The sequence below is a fragment of the Eisenbergiella massiliensis genome (assembly GCF_003435485.1).
This window is the reverse complement of sequence record NZ_QVLV01000006.1, coordinates 107,096-127,211: the sequence shown is the minus strand read 5'-3', so window position 1 is coordinate 127,211 and position 20,116 is coordinate 107,096. Positions and strand designations below refer to the sequence as shown.

General features: G+C 49.9%; 18 protein-coding genes. 3 read left to right on the top strand and 15 right to left on the bottom strand.

Annotation, left to right across the window (positions count from 1 at the left end):
* Positions 1–245: 245 nt before the first annotated feature.
* From DXC51_RS10645 to DXC51_RS10635, 3 genes are read right to left on the bottom strand one after another with little or no spacing between them, the layout of a single operon-like run.
* Positions 246–1,088 carry a carbohydrate ABC transporter permease gene (locus DXC51_RS10645; protein ID WP_117544599.1) on the bottom strand — a complete coding sequence of 281 codons (843 nt, stop codon included), beginning with the start codon at positions 1,086–1,088 and terminating at the stop codon, positions 246–248.
* 59 nt (positions 1,089–1,147) lie between these two features.
* Positions 1,148–2,008, bottom strand: coding sequence for a carbohydrate ABC transporter permease (locus DXC51_RS10640; protein WP_117544496.1), 861 nt, complete (start codon positions 2,006–2,008; stop codon positions 1,148–1,150).
* A gap of 12 nt (positions 2,009–2,020) precedes the next feature.
* A complete protein-coding gene (locus tag DXC51_RS10635; RefSeq protein WP_117544495.1) occupies positions 2,021–4,360 on the bottom strand; it encodes an extracellular solute-binding protein in 2,340 nt (779 codons plus the stop codon).
* 710 nt (positions 4,361–5,070) lie between these two features.
* Here DXC51_RS10635 and DXC51_RS10630 point away from each other — a divergent pair.
* Positions 5,071–5,742 carry a response regulator transcription factor gene (locus DXC51_RS10630; protein WP_021637427.1) on the top strand — a complete coding sequence of 224 codons (672 nt, stop codon included), beginning with the start codon at positions 5,071–5,073 and terminating at the stop codon, positions 5,740–5,742.
* A 47-nt stretch (positions 5,743–5,789) separates the two neighbouring features.
* On the top strand, positions 5,790–7,130 hold the full coding sequence (locus DXC51_RS10625) for a sensor histidine kinase (protein WP_117544494.1): 1,341 nt from the start codon (positions 5,790–5,792) through the stop codon (positions 7,128–7,130).
* A gap of 68 nt (positions 7,131–7,198) precedes the next feature.
* Here DXC51_RS10625 and DXC51_RS10620 read toward each other — a convergent pair whose 3' ends face one another.
* From DXC51_RS10620 to DXC51_RS10610, 3 genes are all read right to left on the bottom strand, one after another.
* Positions 7,199–8,569 carry a M18 family aminopeptidase gene (locus DXC51_RS10620; protein WP_117544493.1) on the bottom strand — a complete coding sequence of 457 codons (1,371 nt, stop codon included), beginning with the start codon at positions 8,567–8,569 and terminating at the stop codon, positions 7,199–7,201.
* 164 nt (positions 8,570–8,733) lie between these two features.
* Positions 8,734–9,108, bottom strand: coding sequence for a hypothetical protein (locus tag DXC51_RS10615; protein WP_117544492.1), 375 nt, complete (start codon positions 9,106–9,108; stop codon positions 8,734–8,736).
* Positions 9,109–9,372: 264 nt separating this feature from the next.
* Positions 9,373–10,536, bottom strand: coding sequence for a PD-(D/E)XK nuclease family transposase (locus tag DXC51_RS10610; RefSeq protein WP_117544491.1), 1,164 nt, complete (start codon positions 10,534–10,536; stop codon positions 9,373–9,375).
* A 310-nt stretch (positions 10,537–10,846) separates the two neighbouring features.
* Here DXC51_RS10610 and DXC51_RS29500 point away from each other — a divergent pair, with 310 nt between their 5' ends.
* Complete coding sequence (locus DXC51_RS29500) at positions 10,847–11,020, top strand: hypothetical protein (RefSeq protein ID WP_181970077.1); 174 nt, start codon at positions 10,847–10,849, stop codon at positions 11,018–11,020.
* A 212-nt stretch (positions 11,021–11,232) separates the two neighbouring features.
* Here DXC51_RS29500 and DXC51_RS10605 read toward each other — a convergent pair whose 3' ends face one another.
* The 9 genes from DXC51_RS10605 to DXC51_RS10565 all read right to left on the bottom strand — a co-directional run bounded on the left by DXC51_RS10605 (position 11,233) and on the right by DXC51_RS10565 (position 20,049).
* On the bottom strand, positions 11,233–13,836 hold the full coding sequence (locus DXC51_RS10605) for an AAA family ATPase (protein WP_117544490.1): 2,604 nt from the start codon (positions 13,834–13,836) through the stop codon (positions 11,233–11,235).
* Between the two features lie 68 nt (positions 13,837–13,904).
* Entirely contained in the window at positions 13,905–15,026 is a 1,122-nt protein-coding gene (locus tag DXC51_RS10600) for an exonuclease SbcCD subunit D (RefSeq protein ID WP_117544489.1), read from the bottom strand.
* Between the two features lie 91 nt (positions 15,027–15,117).
* Positions 15,118–15,900 carry a PHP-associated domain-containing protein gene (locus DXC51_RS10595; protein WP_117544488.1) on the bottom strand — a complete coding sequence of 261 codons (783 nt, stop codon included), beginning with the start codon at positions 15,898–15,900 and terminating at the stop codon, positions 15,118–15,120.
* A gap of 61 nt (positions 15,901–15,961) precedes the next feature.
* A complete protein-coding gene (locus DXC51_RS10590) occupies positions 15,962–16,828 on the bottom strand; it encodes a riboflavin biosynthesis intermediates N-glycosidase (RefSeq protein WP_117544487.1) in 867 nt (288 codons plus the stop codon).
* Between the two features lie 32 nt (positions 16,829–16,860).
* A complete protein-coding gene (locus tag DXC51_RS10585; protein ID WP_117544486.1) occupies positions 16,861–17,286 on the bottom strand; it encodes a helix-turn-helix transcriptional regulator in 426 nt (141 codons plus the stop codon).
* A gap of 292 nt (positions 17,287–17,578) precedes the next feature.
* Entirely contained in the window at positions 17,579–17,953 is a 375-nt protein-coding gene (locus tag DXC51_RS10580; protein WP_049942432.1) for a lipoprotein, read from the bottom strand.
* A gap of 103 nt (positions 17,954–18,056) precedes the next feature.
* A complete protein-coding gene (locus DXC51_RS10575) occupies positions 18,057–18,407 on the bottom strand; it encodes an SdpI family protein (protein WP_117544485.1) in 351 nt (116 codons plus the stop codon).
* A gap of 358 nt (positions 18,408–18,765) precedes the next feature.
* Positions 18,766–19,503, bottom strand: coding sequence for a TraX family protein (locus tag DXC51_RS10570; protein ID WP_117544484.1), 738 nt, complete (start codon positions 19,501–19,503; stop codon positions 18,766–18,768).
* A 6-nt stretch (positions 19,504–19,509) separates the two neighbouring features.
* Positions 19,510–20,049 (bottom strand): GNAT family N-acetyltransferase, encoded by a 540-nt coding sequence (locus tag DXC51_RS10565; RefSeq protein WP_117544483.1) that lies wholly within the window; start codon positions 20,047–20,049, stop codon positions 19,510–19,512.
* Positions 20,050–20,116: the final 67 nt, after the last annotated feature.

Here is a 20,116-nt window from a genome sequence, read left to right as displayed (position 1 = left end):
TTCCCGGATTTTCATGCCGCGGTCTGCCCAAATGGTGCTGTCCGACGACGGAAACGGCCAAGTCGCCGGCGACGCAGGCCGCTTCCGGAGGAGTTCCACCATTTAGACCGCGACATGAAAACCCGGGAAGTTAGAAATGCCCCATTTTTGAATACGCACAGACAAAACCCCCGCAACCCCTCCGGACAGGAGGACGGGACGAGGGACAATCCCAGGAAAGACTGCGGAAAGCCGCAGAGCCGCCCCTACTCCTTCAAAGCGGAGGCTACGATGCCCTGCTCGAGATAATCCTGCCCCAGCAAAAAGACAAACACCGAAGGCACCAGCGTCACCACCGAAGCCGCGAATGCGAACCCGGCCCTGTTCTGGCTGATTTCCGGCAGATACAGGGACAACGGCCAAAGCGACTTATCCTTAAGAAAAGCCAGCGGCTGTTCAATCATGTTCCAGTACTCCAGAAATCCCAGCACCATGGCGGACAAAATCCCGCCCGATGCCAGCGGGAGCCCGATCTGCCAGAACAGCCGCCACTCCCCCGCCCCGTCAATTCTTCCAGCCTCCAGCAGCCCCGACGGAATTGTGCAGAACCCCCTGTAAATCAAAAACACCGGAAACGTGGAAAAAACCGCCGGTAAAATAACCGCCCAATGCGTATTCATCACTCCCACCCTGTCCAGCACCAGATACTGGGAAAGCATGGTCACCTGGAAAGGCAGCAGCATAAGCACAATATATATGGTAAAAAAAAGCTTTTTTCCCCGGAACCTGTATACGGCAAAGCCCCAGGCCGCAGGCACACCTACCAGAAGCTGACCCGCCAGGATAATCGTCACCAGCCTGGCCGAGTTCCAGAACACCGTAAAAAACTGCGGCGTATACAAAAGAAGGCTGCGGTAATGCTCCAGCGTTGGATAAAATGGCAGCGCCCTCCAGCTGATGTAACCCTCTCCGCCCTGAAACAGCGGCCGCAGATAAACGGACAGCTCCTGGCTGCTCATTATGGAACCGGACAGCAACAGAAACACCGGCGCGCACATCAGCAGTACCGGTCCTGTCAGGAGCAGGCAGAAAAAACCCCGCCGCGCCATGCCTGTCAGCTTCCTCAGCCTTCCGCGCAGCCGCCCTTCCCGCCGTTTTCTCCGTTCCTTCACTGCTCATCACCCCCGTCCCAAAGCCTCTGCAGCAGCAGAATGACGATTAACAAAACGCCTCCCACACATACGGCGGCGGCAGCCATCTTATCAAGATCCAGGTTGGTAAACCAGTTGTTGAACAAATGCTGCAGCATGTACATACTCTCATGAGGATAGGCCCCCGCCACAAGATAGCTTTCCCTGAAAACCTTGAAGGAATTTAAAAAGGAAAGCACCGTTATGGTATACATGCTCCCTTTCAGCTGCGGCAGCATGACTGACCAAAATACCCGGAAGCTTCCCGCGCCGTCCACCCTGGCTGCCTCAATGAAATCCCCCGGAATTGCCAGGATCCCGGCCAGCCACAATATCACCGTATAGCCCAGGTTTTTCCACACATAACTGAAAACCAGAACCCAGAAAGCATCCTCCGTCCACATAAAATCCACATGTGTTTCCAGCAACCGGTTCAGAAAGCCGTCAGCGGAAAAGGTCATTTTCCAGACAAGCACGATGGTAGCCGACGGCATTGCCATGGGAAGCAGGAAAAAAGATTTGAACAGCTGCACCTGTTTTAACTGCGAAAGCATAAGCGCCGCCGCCAATCCCAGAATAAGCAGAAGAGGCAGACAAATACATGTAAACCGCAGAGTATTATATACCGCCAGCCGGAAAGGTCCATTTTCAAATACGGTCCGGTAGTTCTCCAGTCCCGTAAATTCTCCTGTAACCGCCGTTGTAAAGGAACGCCGGAACACATCGATAAACGGAACCAGCACAAATACCGCCACCCCCAGAAAGCTGGGAAGCAGAAAGGCCAGGAAGGCCCTTCTGCTTCTGTGCTGCTTTTGTTGTGTACGAGGTTTTCCTTTCACACTGCACACTCCTTATTCTGCCAGATAAATGGCCGATTTCTGCTGTATCTCCCTCACGGCCGCTTCCACAGTCATGGAGCCGTTCAAAGCAGAAACACCATACTGCACCACAATGTCCTCAAGAAATGTGTTTCCCTCCAGGGAATGATCCGCCTGCCCTACAAGCTCCTTCAGCCTCTCCACCGAAGCCCTGGACGGACCGCCATAGGAGAAATGGATTTCCCTGCCTCCGACCTTCCAGCTGCTTCCCATGGAAATCTGATCGTCCATATCACCCAATATACCAAAGGCTTCTGTGTTTACCGGTAACCCGACTCCTGAATTCGTTTTCTGGATTTCCGTACTGAGCATCATTTTTACAAAGCTCTTCGCAAGCTCCGTCTGGCTGCTTCCTGCGGCTATGGCCAGCTTGTTTGCCGGGATAAAACCGGTTCCATCCATGCCCGGCCATAAATCAAATACATAGCCATTATCTTCCGAAACCTTGCTGACGGCGCCCATATCAGACAGCATCCCTTCTGCATTTCCGGCCATAATCCCAACCATATCCCCTGCAGTCAGGGTGGCTATCGAACCAATCGTCCAGGCGTTCTTATTATCGCCCCAGACCTCCAGCTCCTCCTTGCCGATTCCTTCCATGTCCGCCTGGTATATCCGGGCCGCCTGGGTCAGAAGCTCTGTCAGTGCCTGCGTATTCAGTTTCCTGTCCTCCAGCAGACTGCTGCTGTTCACGAGCAGCAACTGCTTCAGCTCCTGTGTTGCATTAAAAGCTCCCGTAATACTGCTTTCAGGCCTTTCTGTACGCAGCTTTTCCACCAGCTGCGCATAAGTGGACAAATCCTTCACCGACTCCACATCCTCCTTTTTACCGCATATCATAGGAAGCTTAAACGCAGCGGGAATGATGAAGGTTCCGTTTTCCTCTTTATAAGCGGATGCGATATTTTCAAATACCTTTTTTTCTCCGGTCAGTTCGTCCAGGATATCTGACAAATCCGCCAGCATTCCCTTCCGCACATAAATATCCGCATCCATATCATCCAGCAGAAGCACATCCGGCCCGTTCCCGCTCATCAGTTCCACATTGAGGTTCTTCAACGCATCCTGAGGCGTTATGGCGCTGCCGCTGTCATCTCCATACAGATAGGCATAATCATAAATATATTCGTAATTGATATATACATCCGGGTTTTCCTTCTGGAATATGGATATCGCCTGCCTGATTGTATAATTTTCCACCAGGCTGTATACCTTCAGCTGCTTTTCAGGAACCGTGGGTTCATCCGGGTCATAGGTAAAACGTACCATCTCCTCCCCGGTAGTCAAAAGAAGGAATTCCCCGCTTTCCAGCCGGAGCATGCCGCACAGTCCAAGCGCAGGATCTCCAAGGCTGCTGAAGCTTCCGTCAATGAGCTGCTCCATGGCATTGCCGTTTTCCACATGACGGTACAGCCCTCCGCTGTATGCCACATAGATGGCCCCGTCTTCTCCGGGAAAAAGGATGCCGCCGTAGCTGTCGGAGCTGTTATTAAGCTTTGCTCCCATTTTTTCCCTGCAAAACTCATCCAGCACCGCATCCTTTTCCAGGGTGATTCCCTGTGCCATATCATAGGACGTAACACCGCTGTTGCCCAGGCACAGCATCCTGTCGTCCACAAAAATTACCATTTCAGGCTGTTCCGGCAGCGTAAAAAGCTGCTCCAGTTCTCCTTTTTCCCAGTCTGCCATAAAAACCCGGCCCCTTATACTGAGCGCGATGCTTTCCGATTCCGATTTGGCGAACACCTTGCCCACATAATCGCCGTCCTCCATGTTTGCCGGGACTTCAGACATATTCCCATCCACGCTGATTCGGATAACTGATGAATCTGCCTTCAGCGAAGCCCCTTCGCCTTCAAACATCAGATAGCTCAGCAATATACTCCCGTCAGGCGCAATGGAAGCGCCGGACACATAACCATCCTCGGAAATATTTTTTTTAAGCTCCTCATTATGTTCCGCCGGTATCCAGCTTTTTCCCTCATCCGATGACAGATGAAGTCCTGACTTTGCGTCAAAGTACGCCAGCCTTCCGTCAGTCAGCATAGTCATGGTACGTCCTTCTACCGATGCCCCTTCCGGCAGCGGCGCCGTACTTTCCATATATCGGCCCATGGCCGCCACACTGCCGCTCTCCGCCTGCGTATCCCTGCCGTTTTCCTCCGATGCCGCCCCGGACTCCTCCGAAGTCGTTCCCCCTGAGCCCGTTTTCTTTGTCCCGCATCCGGTCATACTCAGCAGCACAGTCATAGTGTACACAATACAAATCAACAGTGCCGGAATTCTTTTTCTTATTTTTTTATGTTTCAGCATATAAACCTCTTTCTGCCGTCCTCCGGAATCAACCCATGCTTATCCTGTCTTTTATTATCGCTGCGCGTTGGGCCGGATGCCCGCCTGTGCTGCATCTTCGTTCATTTCCCGGCAAATGCGCAGGTCAATCAGATCCTTTTTCACAGCTTCCTTCCCAGATCGGCAAATCTTTTTTATTTCCGCGGGCAATGAGCCAGGCATCCATGCTTTCACGGATATTTGGCGACTGCCGCGAAAGTCAAATGCCCCGCTGCCCGGCAGCGCTGCAAACCAGATGCTTCGTTGCTTGCAGCGGGGTGTCTGACAATTGTCAGTTCAACACTGCATATCTCCTGCAGTCTGGTTTCATCATACCAGAAATTCCTCTAAGCTTTCTCTAAAACCGCAGCTGTTCTGACAACATAACTGCTAATTAGAATTCACTCCGCGGAACAATAACAGACTTTGCAATGCACACAAAAAAGCAGCTTCTGCTTATTTTGGCGCTGCGCCTTTTCTTCCAATGCTGCGCCCCTTCTTCCAATATTCGTTAGAGATTGTTTAGATACTTCTATGATATACTAATTATAAATACCAATGCTTTTACTGCGCATGCCCATACGGATACGCGGCGGCAGCCGGGCCATTGCGCGATAATTCCAAATAACCGGATGCCCTTAACTATTCCGTTATCCGAACGGCTGCCATGAATATTCCCTGAGGGAGAGGCTATGAAAATTTTACTTGTGGAAGACGACAGAGAACTTAACAGGACGCTTCTTTTCCAGCTGGAAAAGGAGGGTTTTTTAGTGGATTCCTGCTTTGACGGGGAAGAAGCCTGTTACTATATGCAGGAGGGTCTTTATGACCTGATTCTGCTGGATCGCATGCTGCCGAAAATGGACGGCATCGCTGTCCTGGAAAAAATACGGCGGGAAGGAAATACCGTTCCCGTCATCCTGCTGACTGCGCTGGGGACGCTGACGGATAAAATTACCGGCTTAGACTGCGGCGCTGATGACTATCTGGTAAAGCCTTTTGCCTTTGAAGAGCTGGCGGCACGAATCCGCAGCATCGGCAGACGGCCCAGGCGGATGGAGGAGGGGCGGAAGCTTTCCTTTGATGACATCAGCTATTCTCCGGAGGAATTAAGGCTGGACGGCCCCGACGGATCCTGCTCCCTCTCGCGGAGGGAAGCCGCGCTCCTGGAGGCCTTTCTGAGAAACAGCGGCCAGTCGCTTTCCCGTCAGCTTCTTCTCTGCCGGGTCTGGGGGCCTGATACGGATGTGGAAGAGGGAAATCTTGACAATTATATTTATTTTCTCCGCAGACGCCTGAAAAGCGTGGGCAGCCGCATACAGCTGAAAACCGTGCGTGGGATAGGCTACCGCATGGAGGCCTGAGATACATAAAATGCTTTGCGGCAGCCGCCGCAGAAACAGAGGTTAATATGTTCCGACAAGTACACCGGCGCCTTACGCTGCTTTGCGCAGGAATCACCATCCTGGTCCTTATTTTTATGGCCTGCAGCTATCTGTATATCTCCGAAAAAAACCTGAAGGAAAACAGCTTTGCTTCTTTCCGCAACGATATGAACACTCTGCTCTCCAACCTGGAAAATCAGACGGTCATCACACATGAATGGCTTTCCAAGTTAGAGGGCGGGGGAAAATACATAATCAGCATCCATGATAACGACAAGGATTTTCTCTGGGGACAGCAGGATGGCGGCGGCAGCAGAAAGGCGGCCCTGGAGGCCGGCTGGGCCTATTACCAGGAAAATGCCGAAACGTTTCCCATGCCCCTTGCCTTTACCATCACCCATCAGGAGTTCCGCTTTTCCTCAGCCGGGCAGGGACAGGATGATTATTTCGGCTGTATCGCCTTATCCTCCAGGAATACGGGGAAGCTGACGATACTGATTCTGGAATCCCTGGCCCCACTACAGGAACAAATAAAGGCGCAGCGGCATACTTTTTTTATGCTGGTGGCTTTTTCCTCCCTGGTCCTGATTCTTTTTGCCTACTTTTTTACAGGAAGATTGCTGATTCCGCTGCAAAAAAGCAGAGACAGCCAGATCCAGTTTGTGGCGGCAGCTTCCCATGAGCTGCGCACGCCCCTTTCCGTGATCCTTTCCGCCGCCTCTGCCTGCCAGAAAGCTTCGCCTGCCGAACAGGAATCCTTTTTCCATACTATAGAAAACGAGGGCGCGGCCATGTCACGCCTCATTTCCGATCTGCTCATGCTGGCCGGCGCCGACAGCCATTCCTTCCCCCTGCGCCCTGAGGAATGCGAGCCTGACACACTGCTTCTGAATACCTTTGAAGCCTTTGAGCCACTGGCCCATGAAAAAGGCTTCCGCCTGTCCGTCCGGCTTCCGGAGGAAAAAACAGCACCCATCCGGTGCGATTCGGAACGCATCCGGCAGGTGCTCTCTATTTTTCTTCATAATGCTTTCAGCTTCTGTCCCAAAGGGAGCAGTATTACGCTTTCCATGAAGCAGCAGGAAAAGCTTACCTCCTTTTGTGTCATGGACAACGGCCCCGGAATCCCAGACGAAGAAAAACCTCATCTGTTCGACCGTTTTTACCGTTCCGACACCTCCCGCCAAAGCGCGGGGCATTTCGGACTGGGGCTTTCCATCGCCAAAGAAATCATGGATGCCCACCACGGCGGCATTTTCGTTTCCGACACGCCGGGCGGCGGCACCACCTTTACAATTACAGTCAAATCCCCCGCCGCAGGTAACGGGGCCTCAAACCTGAAACGCCATGGACGGCGGGGGAGCTGACTCCCGGGGCAATCGCCAGGTAACGCACAGGCGCGTTGGACTGGCTCATCGCCCGCGAAAATAAATTTTTACAGGAAAAGGCCCTGGCACAGCCTTACCAGATACTCCGTATCCTTCACGCCCGCTGTTTCCAGCGCGGAATGCATGGCGAGCTGGGCAAGTCCGATATCCGCCGCCGGAATTGATACGTGCGCGGAGGAGATGTTGCCCAGCGTCGAGCCTCCCGCCACATCGGCCCTGTTTGCAAAATTCTGGCAGGGCACGCCCTGTTCCTTGCAGATATTTCTCACCACCGCCGCAGAATAGGCGTCTGTGGTATATTTCTGGCTGCCCTGGAACTTCAGGACAATACCGCCGTTTAAGTAGGGACGGTTGGTAGGATCCGATTTTTCCGGATGGTTGGGATGTACGCCATGGGCATTGTCCGCGGAAAGCAGGAAGCTGCCGGCAAGAAGATCCCTTCTGGCGGAACCGCTCAGTTCCAGTGCGTCACAGATACACTGGATAACATCTGAAAGGAAGGTGGAATCCGCCCCCTGCTTGGTTCTGCTCCCGATTTCTTCATTGTCAAAAAGGGCATAGACAGCTCCGTATTCCCCCTGCGCCTCTTTTTTTGCTCCCTTTTCCGACTTTTTCCCGTTATCTGCTGCAAGAAATCCTGCGAGCGTTCCATAGGCACACTGCAGATCATCCAGTCTGGGAGACACAATAAATTCACCGTCCACTCCCATTCTTCTTCCTTTTTCCCTTGTATACAGATACAGATCAGATGCCAGGATGTCTTCCTCTGAAACGCCCAGCGATTCTGCGCAAAGCGCCTTAAGGCTCTTCTTTTTCAGCTTTCCCTTATTCTCTTCTTCGTTTTCAGAAGACGCCTCCGGATTTACGCCGCCGTACAGGGGAAGCAGATCCACCTGGGGATTATAGGCAAAGCCCTTGTTGATTTCCCGGTTGAAATGGATTGCCACATTGGGAATGATGCAGAGATCTCTGTCAATATTCACAAGCTTCGTAACCGGCCTGCCGTTTTCCATAAGAATCGCCCTGCCTGCCACAGATAGAGGACGGTCCAGCCAGGTGGACATGATCATGCCGCCGTAGCCTTCCGTATTCAGCTTTACATAATGGCCTTCCACATCCATTTCCGGCGTTTCCTTCACCTTAAAGCAGGGCGAATCGCTGTGGGACGCTGCGATTCGCAGGCCTTTCATTTTACCTGCGGGAATGCGGAAGGCGATCAGCGCGGAATCATTCCGCGTGGCATAATATCTTCCTCCCGCCCTGATACCGGCCGCCGTTTCACAGACAATTTTCTTATAACCGGCTTCCTCCAGCATCCTGGCCGCATTTTGTACCGCATGGAAGGCGGTGGGGCTGTTGTCGATAAAACGGAACAGGCCTTCCGTAATTTCTTCTGTAGTGAAGCTTGAGTTTTCCATTTTTTAATCCTCGCTTTCTTACATTTAAAGCATACAAATATTTTTCGTATCTGTCCGGCCGGGCAGCGCATTTACTATTTTTCCGTAATAATCCAGACTTTACCGAACGGTTACATTTTACCAAATCTATGGCTCAATGGCCAGAGCCAAATCCTCCTGAACCCTCACTCCCTGTATTTTTCCGCCTGCAGCCGGAACATATATGCATATCTGCCGCCCGCAGCAGTCAGTTCCTCGTGTGTTCCGCATTCAACCAGCTTTCCGCTGTCAAACATATAAATACGATCTGCATGTCTCGTTGTTGAAAGGCGATGGGAACGAAATGGTCTGCCCTCATTTATTCCATTCAGTGCAAAGCGCAGCATAAATGTATCCGAAACGAATTCAACACATGCTTCCACAGCCGTAATCACCACAGAGGAACTTAAAAACCATGGTGATGCCTTATGAATCAGCTTCAGAAAAAACAAATTGTTATCAATGATCTTTCTCAGGGAAAACTTCCCTGTTTCCATTTTGTGTACTTTATTCTTCTGCATACTATCCCATCCCCCAAAAGGATTTTATCATAGTTCCTGAGCGGATTGTATTTATATTTTTATAGTTGATAACTGTTTCTATTATCTTTTTTAATAACTAAAAGAAATAGCATCCCTACCCGCGCCGATAGCATATAACGCAGAGTCTGGATGCTATTCTTTACATTTTTTCAAAAAGGAAAATCAAGACCTATATCTCACTGCACATTTATAGTATGAAATATTCAGCAGCAAACATACGGTTCCATCAAACACTATGAAGGCTTATTTTATGGAATCAGAACCATTTTTTCTTTCCAGTTCTTCTATTCGTTTTAAAGCCTTCTCAAGTGCGGCAGCCTGAGCAGTAATCATCTCCAGCAGTTTGTTATTTTCTTCATCATGCCTTTTCTGCTCTTCCTCGTGTTTTTTCTGTTCTTCCTCGTGTCTTTTCTGTTCCTCTTCGTATCTCTTTATCTCTTCCTCATGTTTCTTCTTCTCTTCCTCGTGCCTCTTCTTCTCTTCTTCCAACGCAGCGGACTGTGCATCTATTGTTGCCTGCATCTCGTCAATCATATACTGCACTGTGTTCCGATCCATCTCTCTTAGTTCTTCTGAAAACATTCCCATCACCTTCTCCATATTCCGGCAGACTTCATATACGTCCCCATACATCTGTCTGAACATCGGATATTTATTTATCAGCTCGATTATCCGTTCCGGATCCTGCGTGCTGTAGAACATCAGCCACGCCTCCAGTTCGTTTTCTATGCTTTTATTTTCCATGTTTTTTTGGAATATGTCAAGCGTAATAAAGATAAAATTCTGTAACAGATCCAACTCAAGCCCTGTATCAAAGCTCCAGTCAGATTTATGCAGATATTCCTTTTCCATAGAATGAAATTCCACAGGGCTTTTCTCAAAAAGCACTATGACATATACGTTTTTGATGTCTTTATAACTGAACTTCCCCTTTTCCCTGTTCCTCTTATCCCGTGCCCTTTTATACTGCCTCAGCAGCAGATCCGCAGCATAGCAGGCGCTGCGTTCTCCCGGAAAGGCATAGCCCAGCTTCTGAATCTCCACATCCGCCAGGCTTCCGTCCTCGAATTCCACCAGGATATCCGTGACTAATAAGGTATTTTCGTCCGCAATCCTGCCTCCTTCATTGGGAAGCACCTGACGGATCACTACCTTTTTCCCCAGCAGCAGCGACAGAAAATGGTTCAGCCTGCCGGGCGTATATTCCGGACTCATGATTTCCTTGAAAAAGGAATCATAAAGGATCTTTACACCCTTCATACCCGTACAAAAATCCAGGAACTCTTCCTGCCGTTCAGGCATCCAGCTCCGGAACAGCGCCTGCAGCCCGCTACTTTCACCGATTTCTTTCAACACCTCCTTTCTTTCCCTGATAAGCGGAAAATAATTCCTGAGCCTGTTTTCCATAAATATTCCTCCTGTATTAAGTTTTTGCCATTTACGGATTATTGCTTCGAAAAGGAAGCGCCGAAATGAAAGAACGGCCGGACGGCCGGATACTACAGCAGCATAGATACTGCCGTATGACGGAATAATAATAACATACTAATTCAATAATATCAACATCAAACTCAGTCGGATACAGAACTTTTTCACGAAGAAATATAGTTTCAGGCCAATTCAAACATAACGAATCCTCACTTTACACCAGCTTTTTTCCTGTAATACCCGTAAGGCATTTTCACCTTCTGCCTGCCAAAGGTGATGTCCGGAGCCAATGGCCTGTGCGGCCGGGCTGTCTGTTACCGGCGGTGTGGGGGCCTGTCCTGGCGTATGGGACCTTGGGGCAGAGGGCGGCGGGGAGGGGGAATTCACCGATACTTACGAAGTTTTGGAGCTGTTTCTTAAAGTAACCGAAGGAAGCTTTACCCGCAATACGGCAGCTGTCTGAGGAGCCTGCGACGAGTTCCTGCTGTATCAGGGTTGTAAAAGCTTCCTTCGGTTACTTTTAGAAACAGCCCAAAACTGAATAGTATCGATGAATCCCCCTCCCCGCCGCCCTCTGCCCCAAGGCCCCATACACCAGGACAGGCCCCCCGCACCGCCGGTAACAGACAGCCCCGGCCGCACAGGCCATTGGCTCCGGACATCACCGTCTCCCCCTCAGGAATGAATCCGGCTGCCGGTGTTTTTCTTTTCTATGAAAATCTGGCTGCTTATTCTTTCCTGCAGTTCAGGCACATGGGAAATAATCCCTATCATCCTGTCGCTCTCCACCAGTCCCATCAGCGCGCTGCAGGCCTGATCCAGGGACTCGGAGTCCAGCGCGCCGAAGCCCTCGTCGATGAACAGGGCTTCCACCCGGATTCCCCCGCTCTCCGCCTGGATGACATCGCTCATGCCCAGCGCCAGGGAAAGGGAGGCCTTGAAGCTTTCCCCGCCGGAAAGGGTTTTCACAGAACGGTATTTGCCGGTGTAATAATCCATAACCCGGATTTCCAGGCTGTCCTTGCTTCGTCCGTCGCCCGCCTCCTCCACTCTGGACAGCTCGTACCTGCCTCCCGTCATCCGGCGCAGCCGCAGGTTGGCGGCTTCCAGAATATCCTCAAAATAGCCGGAAAGCACATACTGCTCAAATACCAGCTTGCGGGCATTGTTCCCTGAAGCCATATTGTCCAGATCGCGGATGATGCCATAGGCCTTTTCCCGCTTCTCCATATCGTCCTTTTTCGCCTTCAGGAGCCGCAGGGTACGGGCGGCGTCTGAGGCGGCAATACTGCAGTCCGTGCGCAGACGCTCTCCTTTTCTTTTTTCTTCCCTGAGTTCGTCCCGTTTTAGGGCTAAAGGCGCGGTATCCGTCTCTTCCTTTCCCTTCAGCTCCTCTTCCATATGGGCGCAAAGCTCCGTCAGAGAAGCGGTCTCCATCCGGTAACGGGAGATGCTCTCAGACAGACGCCTTCTTGCTTCTTCCTCAAGAACTGCTTCCAGATAGGCCTCTTCCCCGGAAAATCTGCCGTTTTCCAAAGCCTCCTGCCATTTGCCGCGGGCTTCCCGGCATTCCTTTTCCAGAGCCGCCTTATCCGCGGCCAGCCGTTCCAGATTCTGCCTGCGCACTGTCTGCGCGGTTACCAGGCCTGCATAGCGCTCCGCCTGCTCCTGCACCTGCGCCCGGCTGTGCTGTCCGGCAAAATCCGCCAATGTTTCAGGAAATGCTTCTATCTCACTGTGCAGACGTTTTTCCTCCTCCGCAAGCTGCCGGTTCTGCTCCTCCTGGGCTTCCAGCTCCGCCCGGGCCGCCGCCGCCAGGCCATGTAGCAGGGTCAGCCTGGCGCTGCTTTCCTCATAAGCCTCCTGCAGCCGGTTCAGCTGCTCCTCGTCGGGCACGTCCTCCTCAGCGTGCGCTACCTTCGGATGTTCCAGGGAACCGCAGACAGGACAGGGCTTTCCCTCCTCCACCAACCGGGCCGCAAGCCCGATTACAGCCCTGCGGTACCGGTTCTGCGCCTCGGTCAGAGCCTGCTGTTTCTCCCCTGCCTCCTTTTCCTGGGCAAGGTAATCCGACTGCTGCCTAAGAAGCTTTTCTCCCAGCTGTTTCTTACGCTTCTCTCCTGCTTCCTGCCGGGCCTTCTGCTCCGCCTGCGCCTGTATGATATCGTAAAACGCAAGCAGCCGTTCCCTGTTTTCATAAAATTCCCTGCAGGACGCAAGCCCGGCCTCATCCCTGACGATAGCCTCCTGCTCCGCCTGCTGCTGCCGGGAAAGCGCCGCAACCTGCTTTTCCAGGGAGTTTACCAGCTGGTATTCCGCGCGGATTTCCGCCGCATGCTCCGCACGCTTCAGCCGCTCCTCCTCCTGCTTCATTTCCTCTGCCTTTTCCTTCAGCCTCTCCAGCTTTTCCCGCGTCTCCTGCAGCCTGGCAAAGGATTTTCGGACGCTCTCCGCCTGTTCCATCTGCTTTTCCAGCTCCACAAGCTCCCCATCCACCTTCTCTGCCTGCTTCCCGGCCGCCTTCTCCGCCTCCCGGTACTGTTTTTCCAGCTGTCCGAGCCTTTCCATCAGCAAATCATAAGAATAACCGCCGCCTTCAGTGAGTTCCTTCCAGATCTCATCCTCCGTGGAAAACTGGCGCACATCCTCATCCATCCGGTGACGGTACTCCATCACTTCCTTATATAGATTATTGGCGTCCTCCCGTAGTCTTGCCGCAAAACGATCATAGAGCGCCGTATCAAAAATCTCCCGGAAAATCCGCGTTTTTTCATTGGGAGAGGCCGTGAGCAGCCGGGCGAATTCGCCCTGGGCGATCATGGAAATCTGCTTGAACTGTCTGTAATCCAGCCGCAGTATTTCCTGGATTTTCCTGGTCACCTCGCTGCTGCCCTCCACAGCGGTCCCGTCCGGCAGTGTGAGCACCGCTTTTTCCCGCTCCTTCGTCATGGCGGCTTTGCCGTTTTTCCGCTTCTTCGGCCGCATGTATTCCGGGTTCCGGTAAATCCGGTAAACCTCTCCGTTATGCTGCATCACAAGCTCCGCGAAGGTGGGCGTGCCATCCTCCGCAAAGTCGCTGCGCACACTGTTTTTTTCCCGGATTTCCCCGCTCATGTTTCCGTAAAGCGCATAGGTTATGCCGTCAAAAACCGTTGTTTTTCCCGCTCCGGTCTGTCCGGTAATGAGAAAAATGCCGTTTTCCGACAGCTTTGTAAAGTCCACGGTCTGGCTGTCCCGAAAAGGACCCCAGCCGCACAGCGTCAGCGTAATTGGTTTCATTCCTATCCCTCCTGCATATCACAGGCCCGCCTGCAATACTGCATCATCCAGCAGCTTAAAAATTCCTTTCAAACCTGCTCCACCCTCTTCACCGTTTCTTCCGTCACCTGTTTCCTCGCTTCATCCATCTCACTGCCGCGCACCAGGCTGTAAAAATCAGCAAAAAGCTCCGCCGTACTCTTCCTGCGGATGGCATGCCGCTGCATCGCCGACAGCCGAATTTCCTGCTCCCTTTTGGAAAGCACGATCTGACAGATATTGGGGTATACGCTGCGCAGTGTCCCGATGGGATCAATCAGCTCCTCTTCGTTGGTGAGTACGGCCTGAATATAATCCTCCGCCTGCGCGCCCTCCGCGCCCCCCTGCTCCATCAGTTCCTCCAGGCTTCCCCTGATTTTACGGAGCCTGTGAAGGGGAACAAGGGGTCTTTTTTTCACCGAAACCTCTCCCTTTTCAAGAAGCTCCACCACATTGATGCTCTTTTCATGCCCGCATTCCGAAAAGCTGTAGGCCAGCGGCGCTCCCGCATACCACACATTTCCGGGCCCCATCTGCTGCGGCTTGTGAATATGCCCCAGGGCCACATAATCAAAGGGGGCAAAGCAGCGTCCGTCCACGTTGTCAATGCCTCCCACATGAATGGTTGTTTCCGCGTCGGAAAGCTCCGGCTCCCGCTCCTGCCAGGTTACAAAAAAATGGGTGATCAGCACATTTCTTTCCTGCGCATCCAGCTCTTTTGGCAAAAGAGAGGCCACCGCTTCCTCCGTCGTCCTGCAGCCGGCCGCTGCCGGGCGCACAAAGGGCATCAGGTAAAAATTCACCGGGCCGTATTCATCCGTAAGCGTCACCTGCTTCATCGGAGAACGGCTGGCCCCTGCAATATAAAGCCCCTGCTTTTCCAGAATTGCCTCGCCGAAGCCAAGACGCTCCGGCGAATCATGGTTTCCCGCGATTACCAGCACCGGAATACCCTCTGCAAGCAGCTGCGTCAGAAATTCATCCAGCAGCTTCACCGCCTCCGCCGGAGGCACCGCCCTGTCGTAAACATCCCCGGCAATCAGAAAGGCATCCGCCTTTTCCTCTCTGGCCGCTTCCAGCAGCTGGTCCAGGATATAACGCTGATCCGGAAGCTGTGAAAAGTCATTCATGCTTTTACCGATATGAAGATCCCCTGTATGAATCAGTTTCATCTGATTTCTCCTTCCTCTGCCAGCAGGGCAGAGAAGCACAAAGGCATAAGCCCGCCTCTGCTGCCTGTGCAGCGCGTATCATAACCATGCATCAGGCTCCGGCCTGCACCAGCAGCCGGCCATCCTTCGCATACCAGCGGACGCCGTCCGTAATCACATAATCCTCGCCGCCGCGCAGTGCTTTTATGAAATCCTGTCCATCAGCCAGCTTCCTTGGAAACGCTGTCCCTCCTCCGAAAATCGTAGTGGAATGGACATCCGATCCGCCCGTCACAGGAAGCCCGTGTTCCTTTGCATAAGCCCTGGCCTGTCCGTCCCAAACCGTGCTTTTATGGGATAAGCTCAGCGGACTGGTATGGGTTGCGTTCAGCCCCTCCACACCGTCCACAAACTCAGGGAACAGCCGTACCTCCGGGATATAAGCCTCCTCCCGGAACGGATGTGCATGAACCACCATGCCGCCCCCTTCCTTTACCAGGCGGTACTGCTCCTTTACATCCGCTTCCTTTATTTCAGGATGCGCCGCCAGCCATTCCGGCGTCAGCCCGTAAACCAGGAATTCCGTCCCGCAAAAGCCGGCCTCCCAGCCGAAGAAAACATCAAGGCCAAGCCTTTCCCCTTCTGCCCTTGCCTCCCGGTAGCCCTTCGCGAATTCCGCCGTCCACTCCTCCCAGGGAAGCGACCTGTCCACCGCCGTATTGCCTCCCCAATTGTGATCCGTCACAAAAATCCCGGTATAGCCCGCCGCCTTACAGGCCCGCGCCATCTGTGCCCCTTCTGCTTTCCCGCAGGCGCTCCCCTGCGAGGTGTGAAGGTGTGTCTCATATAAATAAGGATATGCTTCCTTAATCGTTTCCGCTGTCCATTCTGTCATGACCATTCCTCCTGTAAAACCTGATGTCAATTTATCCAATCATTTTTCTGGTTTGTCTGCACTATCGTTCCACAACACTCCAATCACACAGCGCCTCGTACTGTGTAACCCTCCGCAACTCATCCCGCACCTCCATCAGTGCAAAGCCCAGAAGGTTTTCTCCCCGCCATTTTAACGGATCCCTGGCCTCCGGGGAAGCTGCCGAAAGATGAATCCCCCAAACGCCGTCAAAAGGACTGGCCTCCGCCAGCACGCTGTCCCCTGTTGAAAGCAGGAAATCGCGCAGCGCCCGGTTTTGGCTGAATTTGCACCAGCTGCCGTTCAAAACAATGGAATATTTTGCCCTGTCCCACAGGGTCTGGTCGAAATTCCGGACTTTCCTCCCCAGCGCCTTAATCTGCTTGGGATCCCGGCTGTCCAAAATCTGCGCGCGAATCTCCTCATCTCCAAACAGCTCCGCTTTCGCGGCCATCATGAATTGCTCCATGCAGCAGTAAGTATGCGCAATGGACCAAAATTCTGCAGGCCACCACTGACTGAAGCAGCTTTGGGTAAGCTCTCCATTTTCTGCAGGCTGATGTCCCCAAAACAGACAGAAATCATGCTTTATCCCTCCACTGCTCTCCTTCTGAAGCCAGGGCAGTGTATATTTGGGTGTCCCATTGGCTCTCCACAGGGGTATCCAAAACCCGCCATGCTTCAATACTTCACCGGTATCCTCATCCTGCCACCAGCCCTTCCAGGCGGCCGGTTCCGGGAACAGAGCCTGATACTCCACCCGCTCCTCCGAAGAAAGCTCTTCCAGCCATGAGAAAAAACGGTATATATACTCTTCCCCATAGCCCATCCGCCAGCCAATAGAGTACCGTTCAATTTCCGGGCAGGCCAGCCAGGGGGGAGGCATCAGTTTTTTATCTTTTAAGTACATGTATATCCTCCTTTCATGTGCCTGAGCACTTTCTATTTCTTTTCTTCTTTATTCAGATACAAAACAGCAAACAAAAACAGCAAACCAAGGAAAACCCAGGGCAGCGCTCCGTTTAAAAAATCAAGCAATGGATTCCCCTTAAATACTTTTCCAAGGATAAACATGGCAGTACCGGCTGCAATAGCTACCCAGGCAAACATAATAATTTTTTTCTCTGCCTTAGCATCCCTTGCATCTTTTTCTATTTTTTCCATCAATACTTTATCTCCCTTCAGCAATTTATCAAGACTTACTTCATACAACTCACTCATTCGAATAATACTGATAACATCAGGCAGCGATTTCCCATTCTCCCAGTTAGAGATGGTCTGTCTGGAGACCAGAAGTTTCTCTGCTGCCTGCTCCTGTGTATATTCCTTTTTAATGCGGGCGCTTCTGATTTTATCCGCTATATTCATATGTCCCTCCTTTGCTTATAAGATTACCAAATTGCCATATCTCTTTCCGTCAAATGTCTTTTACAAAAGAAGAAACTCATGTAAAAAAGCTTTTACATGCCCCAATAATCTACCCGTACACTCCTTTATTCTATTTCATTTTCACCTGACAAGCACTGCATTCCCTGTCATGGCTTCAAATAATTCCCCTGCATTTTTTGCAATCCCCTATGCAAAGAATGGGGTCATTTTCGATAAATCCCAGGAATTATCACCATCCATTTTAACAAAAAGAAAGCAATATAAATCCGATTTATTCTTTTAAACTCCATCGGACATAGGCCCATTGCCTTTTCGTATTATCCACATTTTCATCATCTACAGGAGTCCCGCATTCCTGATAAACATAAAAATCATAAAGATTTTCTTTATGCTTATCCAAATAATACTCCGTTCCGTTAATGTAAGCATATTTTATTTGTTCCTCTGTAAGTTTACCGCCGTACTCATAACCATCTGGCAGTTCATTAACGATTGAGACAATATCTGCAAAATACTCATTGCCATTTATTACAATAACAGGGGCGCTGTCATAAGTTTTTTCATCTTCGTCTGGTTGGCTTGTACTACAGGCTGCTGCTGAGAATATCAGGCATAAAATCATCAGTGTACTAATGATTCTTTTCATAGTTAACCTCCGTGTATTCCAATTTTTTGTTCTCCTGACGTTCAAATATCAATATATTACCTCCCGGCAATTCAATTTTTTCTCCCCAATAAGCTGCAAGTTATCACTCTGTAAACTTTCTCTCTATTTCTGCATCTGTTTTATAAAATCCAAAAAGCAAAAATCCCACTCCCACACAAATACCAACAATCAGGGCAACACCAACTGAGATGTGCAGCCGCAAAAACACTACACTTAAAATTATCTCGATTACTCCCAATATCTTCCCGAGAAAGATGTAGTTATATGGTGCTATATTCTGTGCATAGTCCCAGTGCTCCTGGGATTTTCGTGAAGCTGGTGTATTATACCCATTATGCGACTTCATATCCATTACAGGATGTTTTTTCAATATCCATCCAACCAAAATCATTACAAATGGTATTATTAAATTTAATAACAATAAGGAATACATCGTTTTTCTCCACAAATGCTGGTTTGTCCCGTTTTTGCCGTCCAGTCTTCTATACCGGTCTGATTAAATTCTGAGCCAGCAGCGTTTGGCAATGCTGCAAACTCAACTATCACTATCTCGTTTCCGTCAATATCTTTTAATCGAACCTCATATAATTTCCTGTTTTGAACATTGTTTCTTTCCTTCAAATTAGAAGTTATTGGTAGAATACCATTTCGACTTCCTCCTCGTCCTGCCCACCTGTAAAGGAGAATCCTGCACATAGCCAAAGCCTTGATAAGCCTTGTCAGTCATCATGTGCCAAACTTCTGATTGGATACTTCAACAAACCGCTTGATTAATTCCAATCTATGTATTCTTATAATAAAAAAAACCGAATACTCCACAAAACCAATAAATGTACCGGATAATAAAAATAAAACAACCATTTGTTGAAAAATACATATTTTTCAGACTTTTTTCCATTATAGAATACCTGGATTACAATTCCCGCCAAAATCCAGGAAATTATCGCATAAAAACCATGTAATAAGGCGTATCCTGACAAAAATGGATAAGGTGCGTCAACAGGCGCATATCCTGGCACGTTCAATACAAAGAAAACAGCACACATTATTATCCACGCCTGTATTTGTTCTTTTCTATTCCCCCTGCTGAATTTGAATAAGATTGTGGCTATGGGAAGAATCAGGGCACAATCACAGAGTGTTGATAATAAAATCAACCCTAAAACAGATAGTATCTTCTGAATTTTATTTAGTCTGCTGTCTAATAGTAATAATATACAGAAACAAATCAGGAAAGTAAAAATAACATTCAACTGAAAGTAACCCATGGCTAACAAATAAGGTATCTCTGAAATTAAAGCGAAAAGAAACAAACGCTTTGCATAATCTCTTTTTGAATGTGTATAGAAATAGCCTTCCACCAGAAAATAGCACATGGTAATTGAAGTAAAATACCCCATATCTTCAAACACTTCATATACTACTGTCCCAGGTGTCATAAGGATATGTGCAATGTGATTGAACGTCATCAAAACGATTGCCAGATATTTTATTTGGTCTCTATTTAAGATTTTATAATTCTTTTCCATGATAGCTTACCTGCCTTTATATGAAAATTCATTAGGCTGCCTGCGGACAGAATACAGAAAATGAAGCATATCACCATTATAATACCGGGTGATGAATTCATCTTCCCTGCTCATACCAATGCTTTCAGCTACTTTAATCGATGCAAAATTATCTGCTTTAATTATTGAATACACCTTATCCCTGTTCAAATGTTGAAAAGCGTATTCCCTGCAACCGCAGGCTGCTTCTTTTGCATATCCATAGTGCCAGAATCTTTCTTTCAATAAATAGCCGATTTCAAGTACTTCTGTATTCTTATATGGCTGTACCGTAAGTCCTGCCTGCCCTATTATTTCATTGGTATCTTTTAATACGGCTGCCCACAAACCAAATCCGTATTTCCTATACCTGTCTGCTTGCCTGTCAAGCCATTCCTGAACATCACTTTCAGAAAAATCATGTTCATAGGCATACATAACTTTTGGATCCTGCAAAATCTCGGCTAAATCATGAAAATCAGCCTGCCCCATTTCTCTCAAAATCAGGCGTTCTGTTTCTAATATCATTATATTCCCCACTTAAAATTCTAAACTATGCCCGCAGCTGCTATCAAGTTTCAGCCGGCTCCTGGTT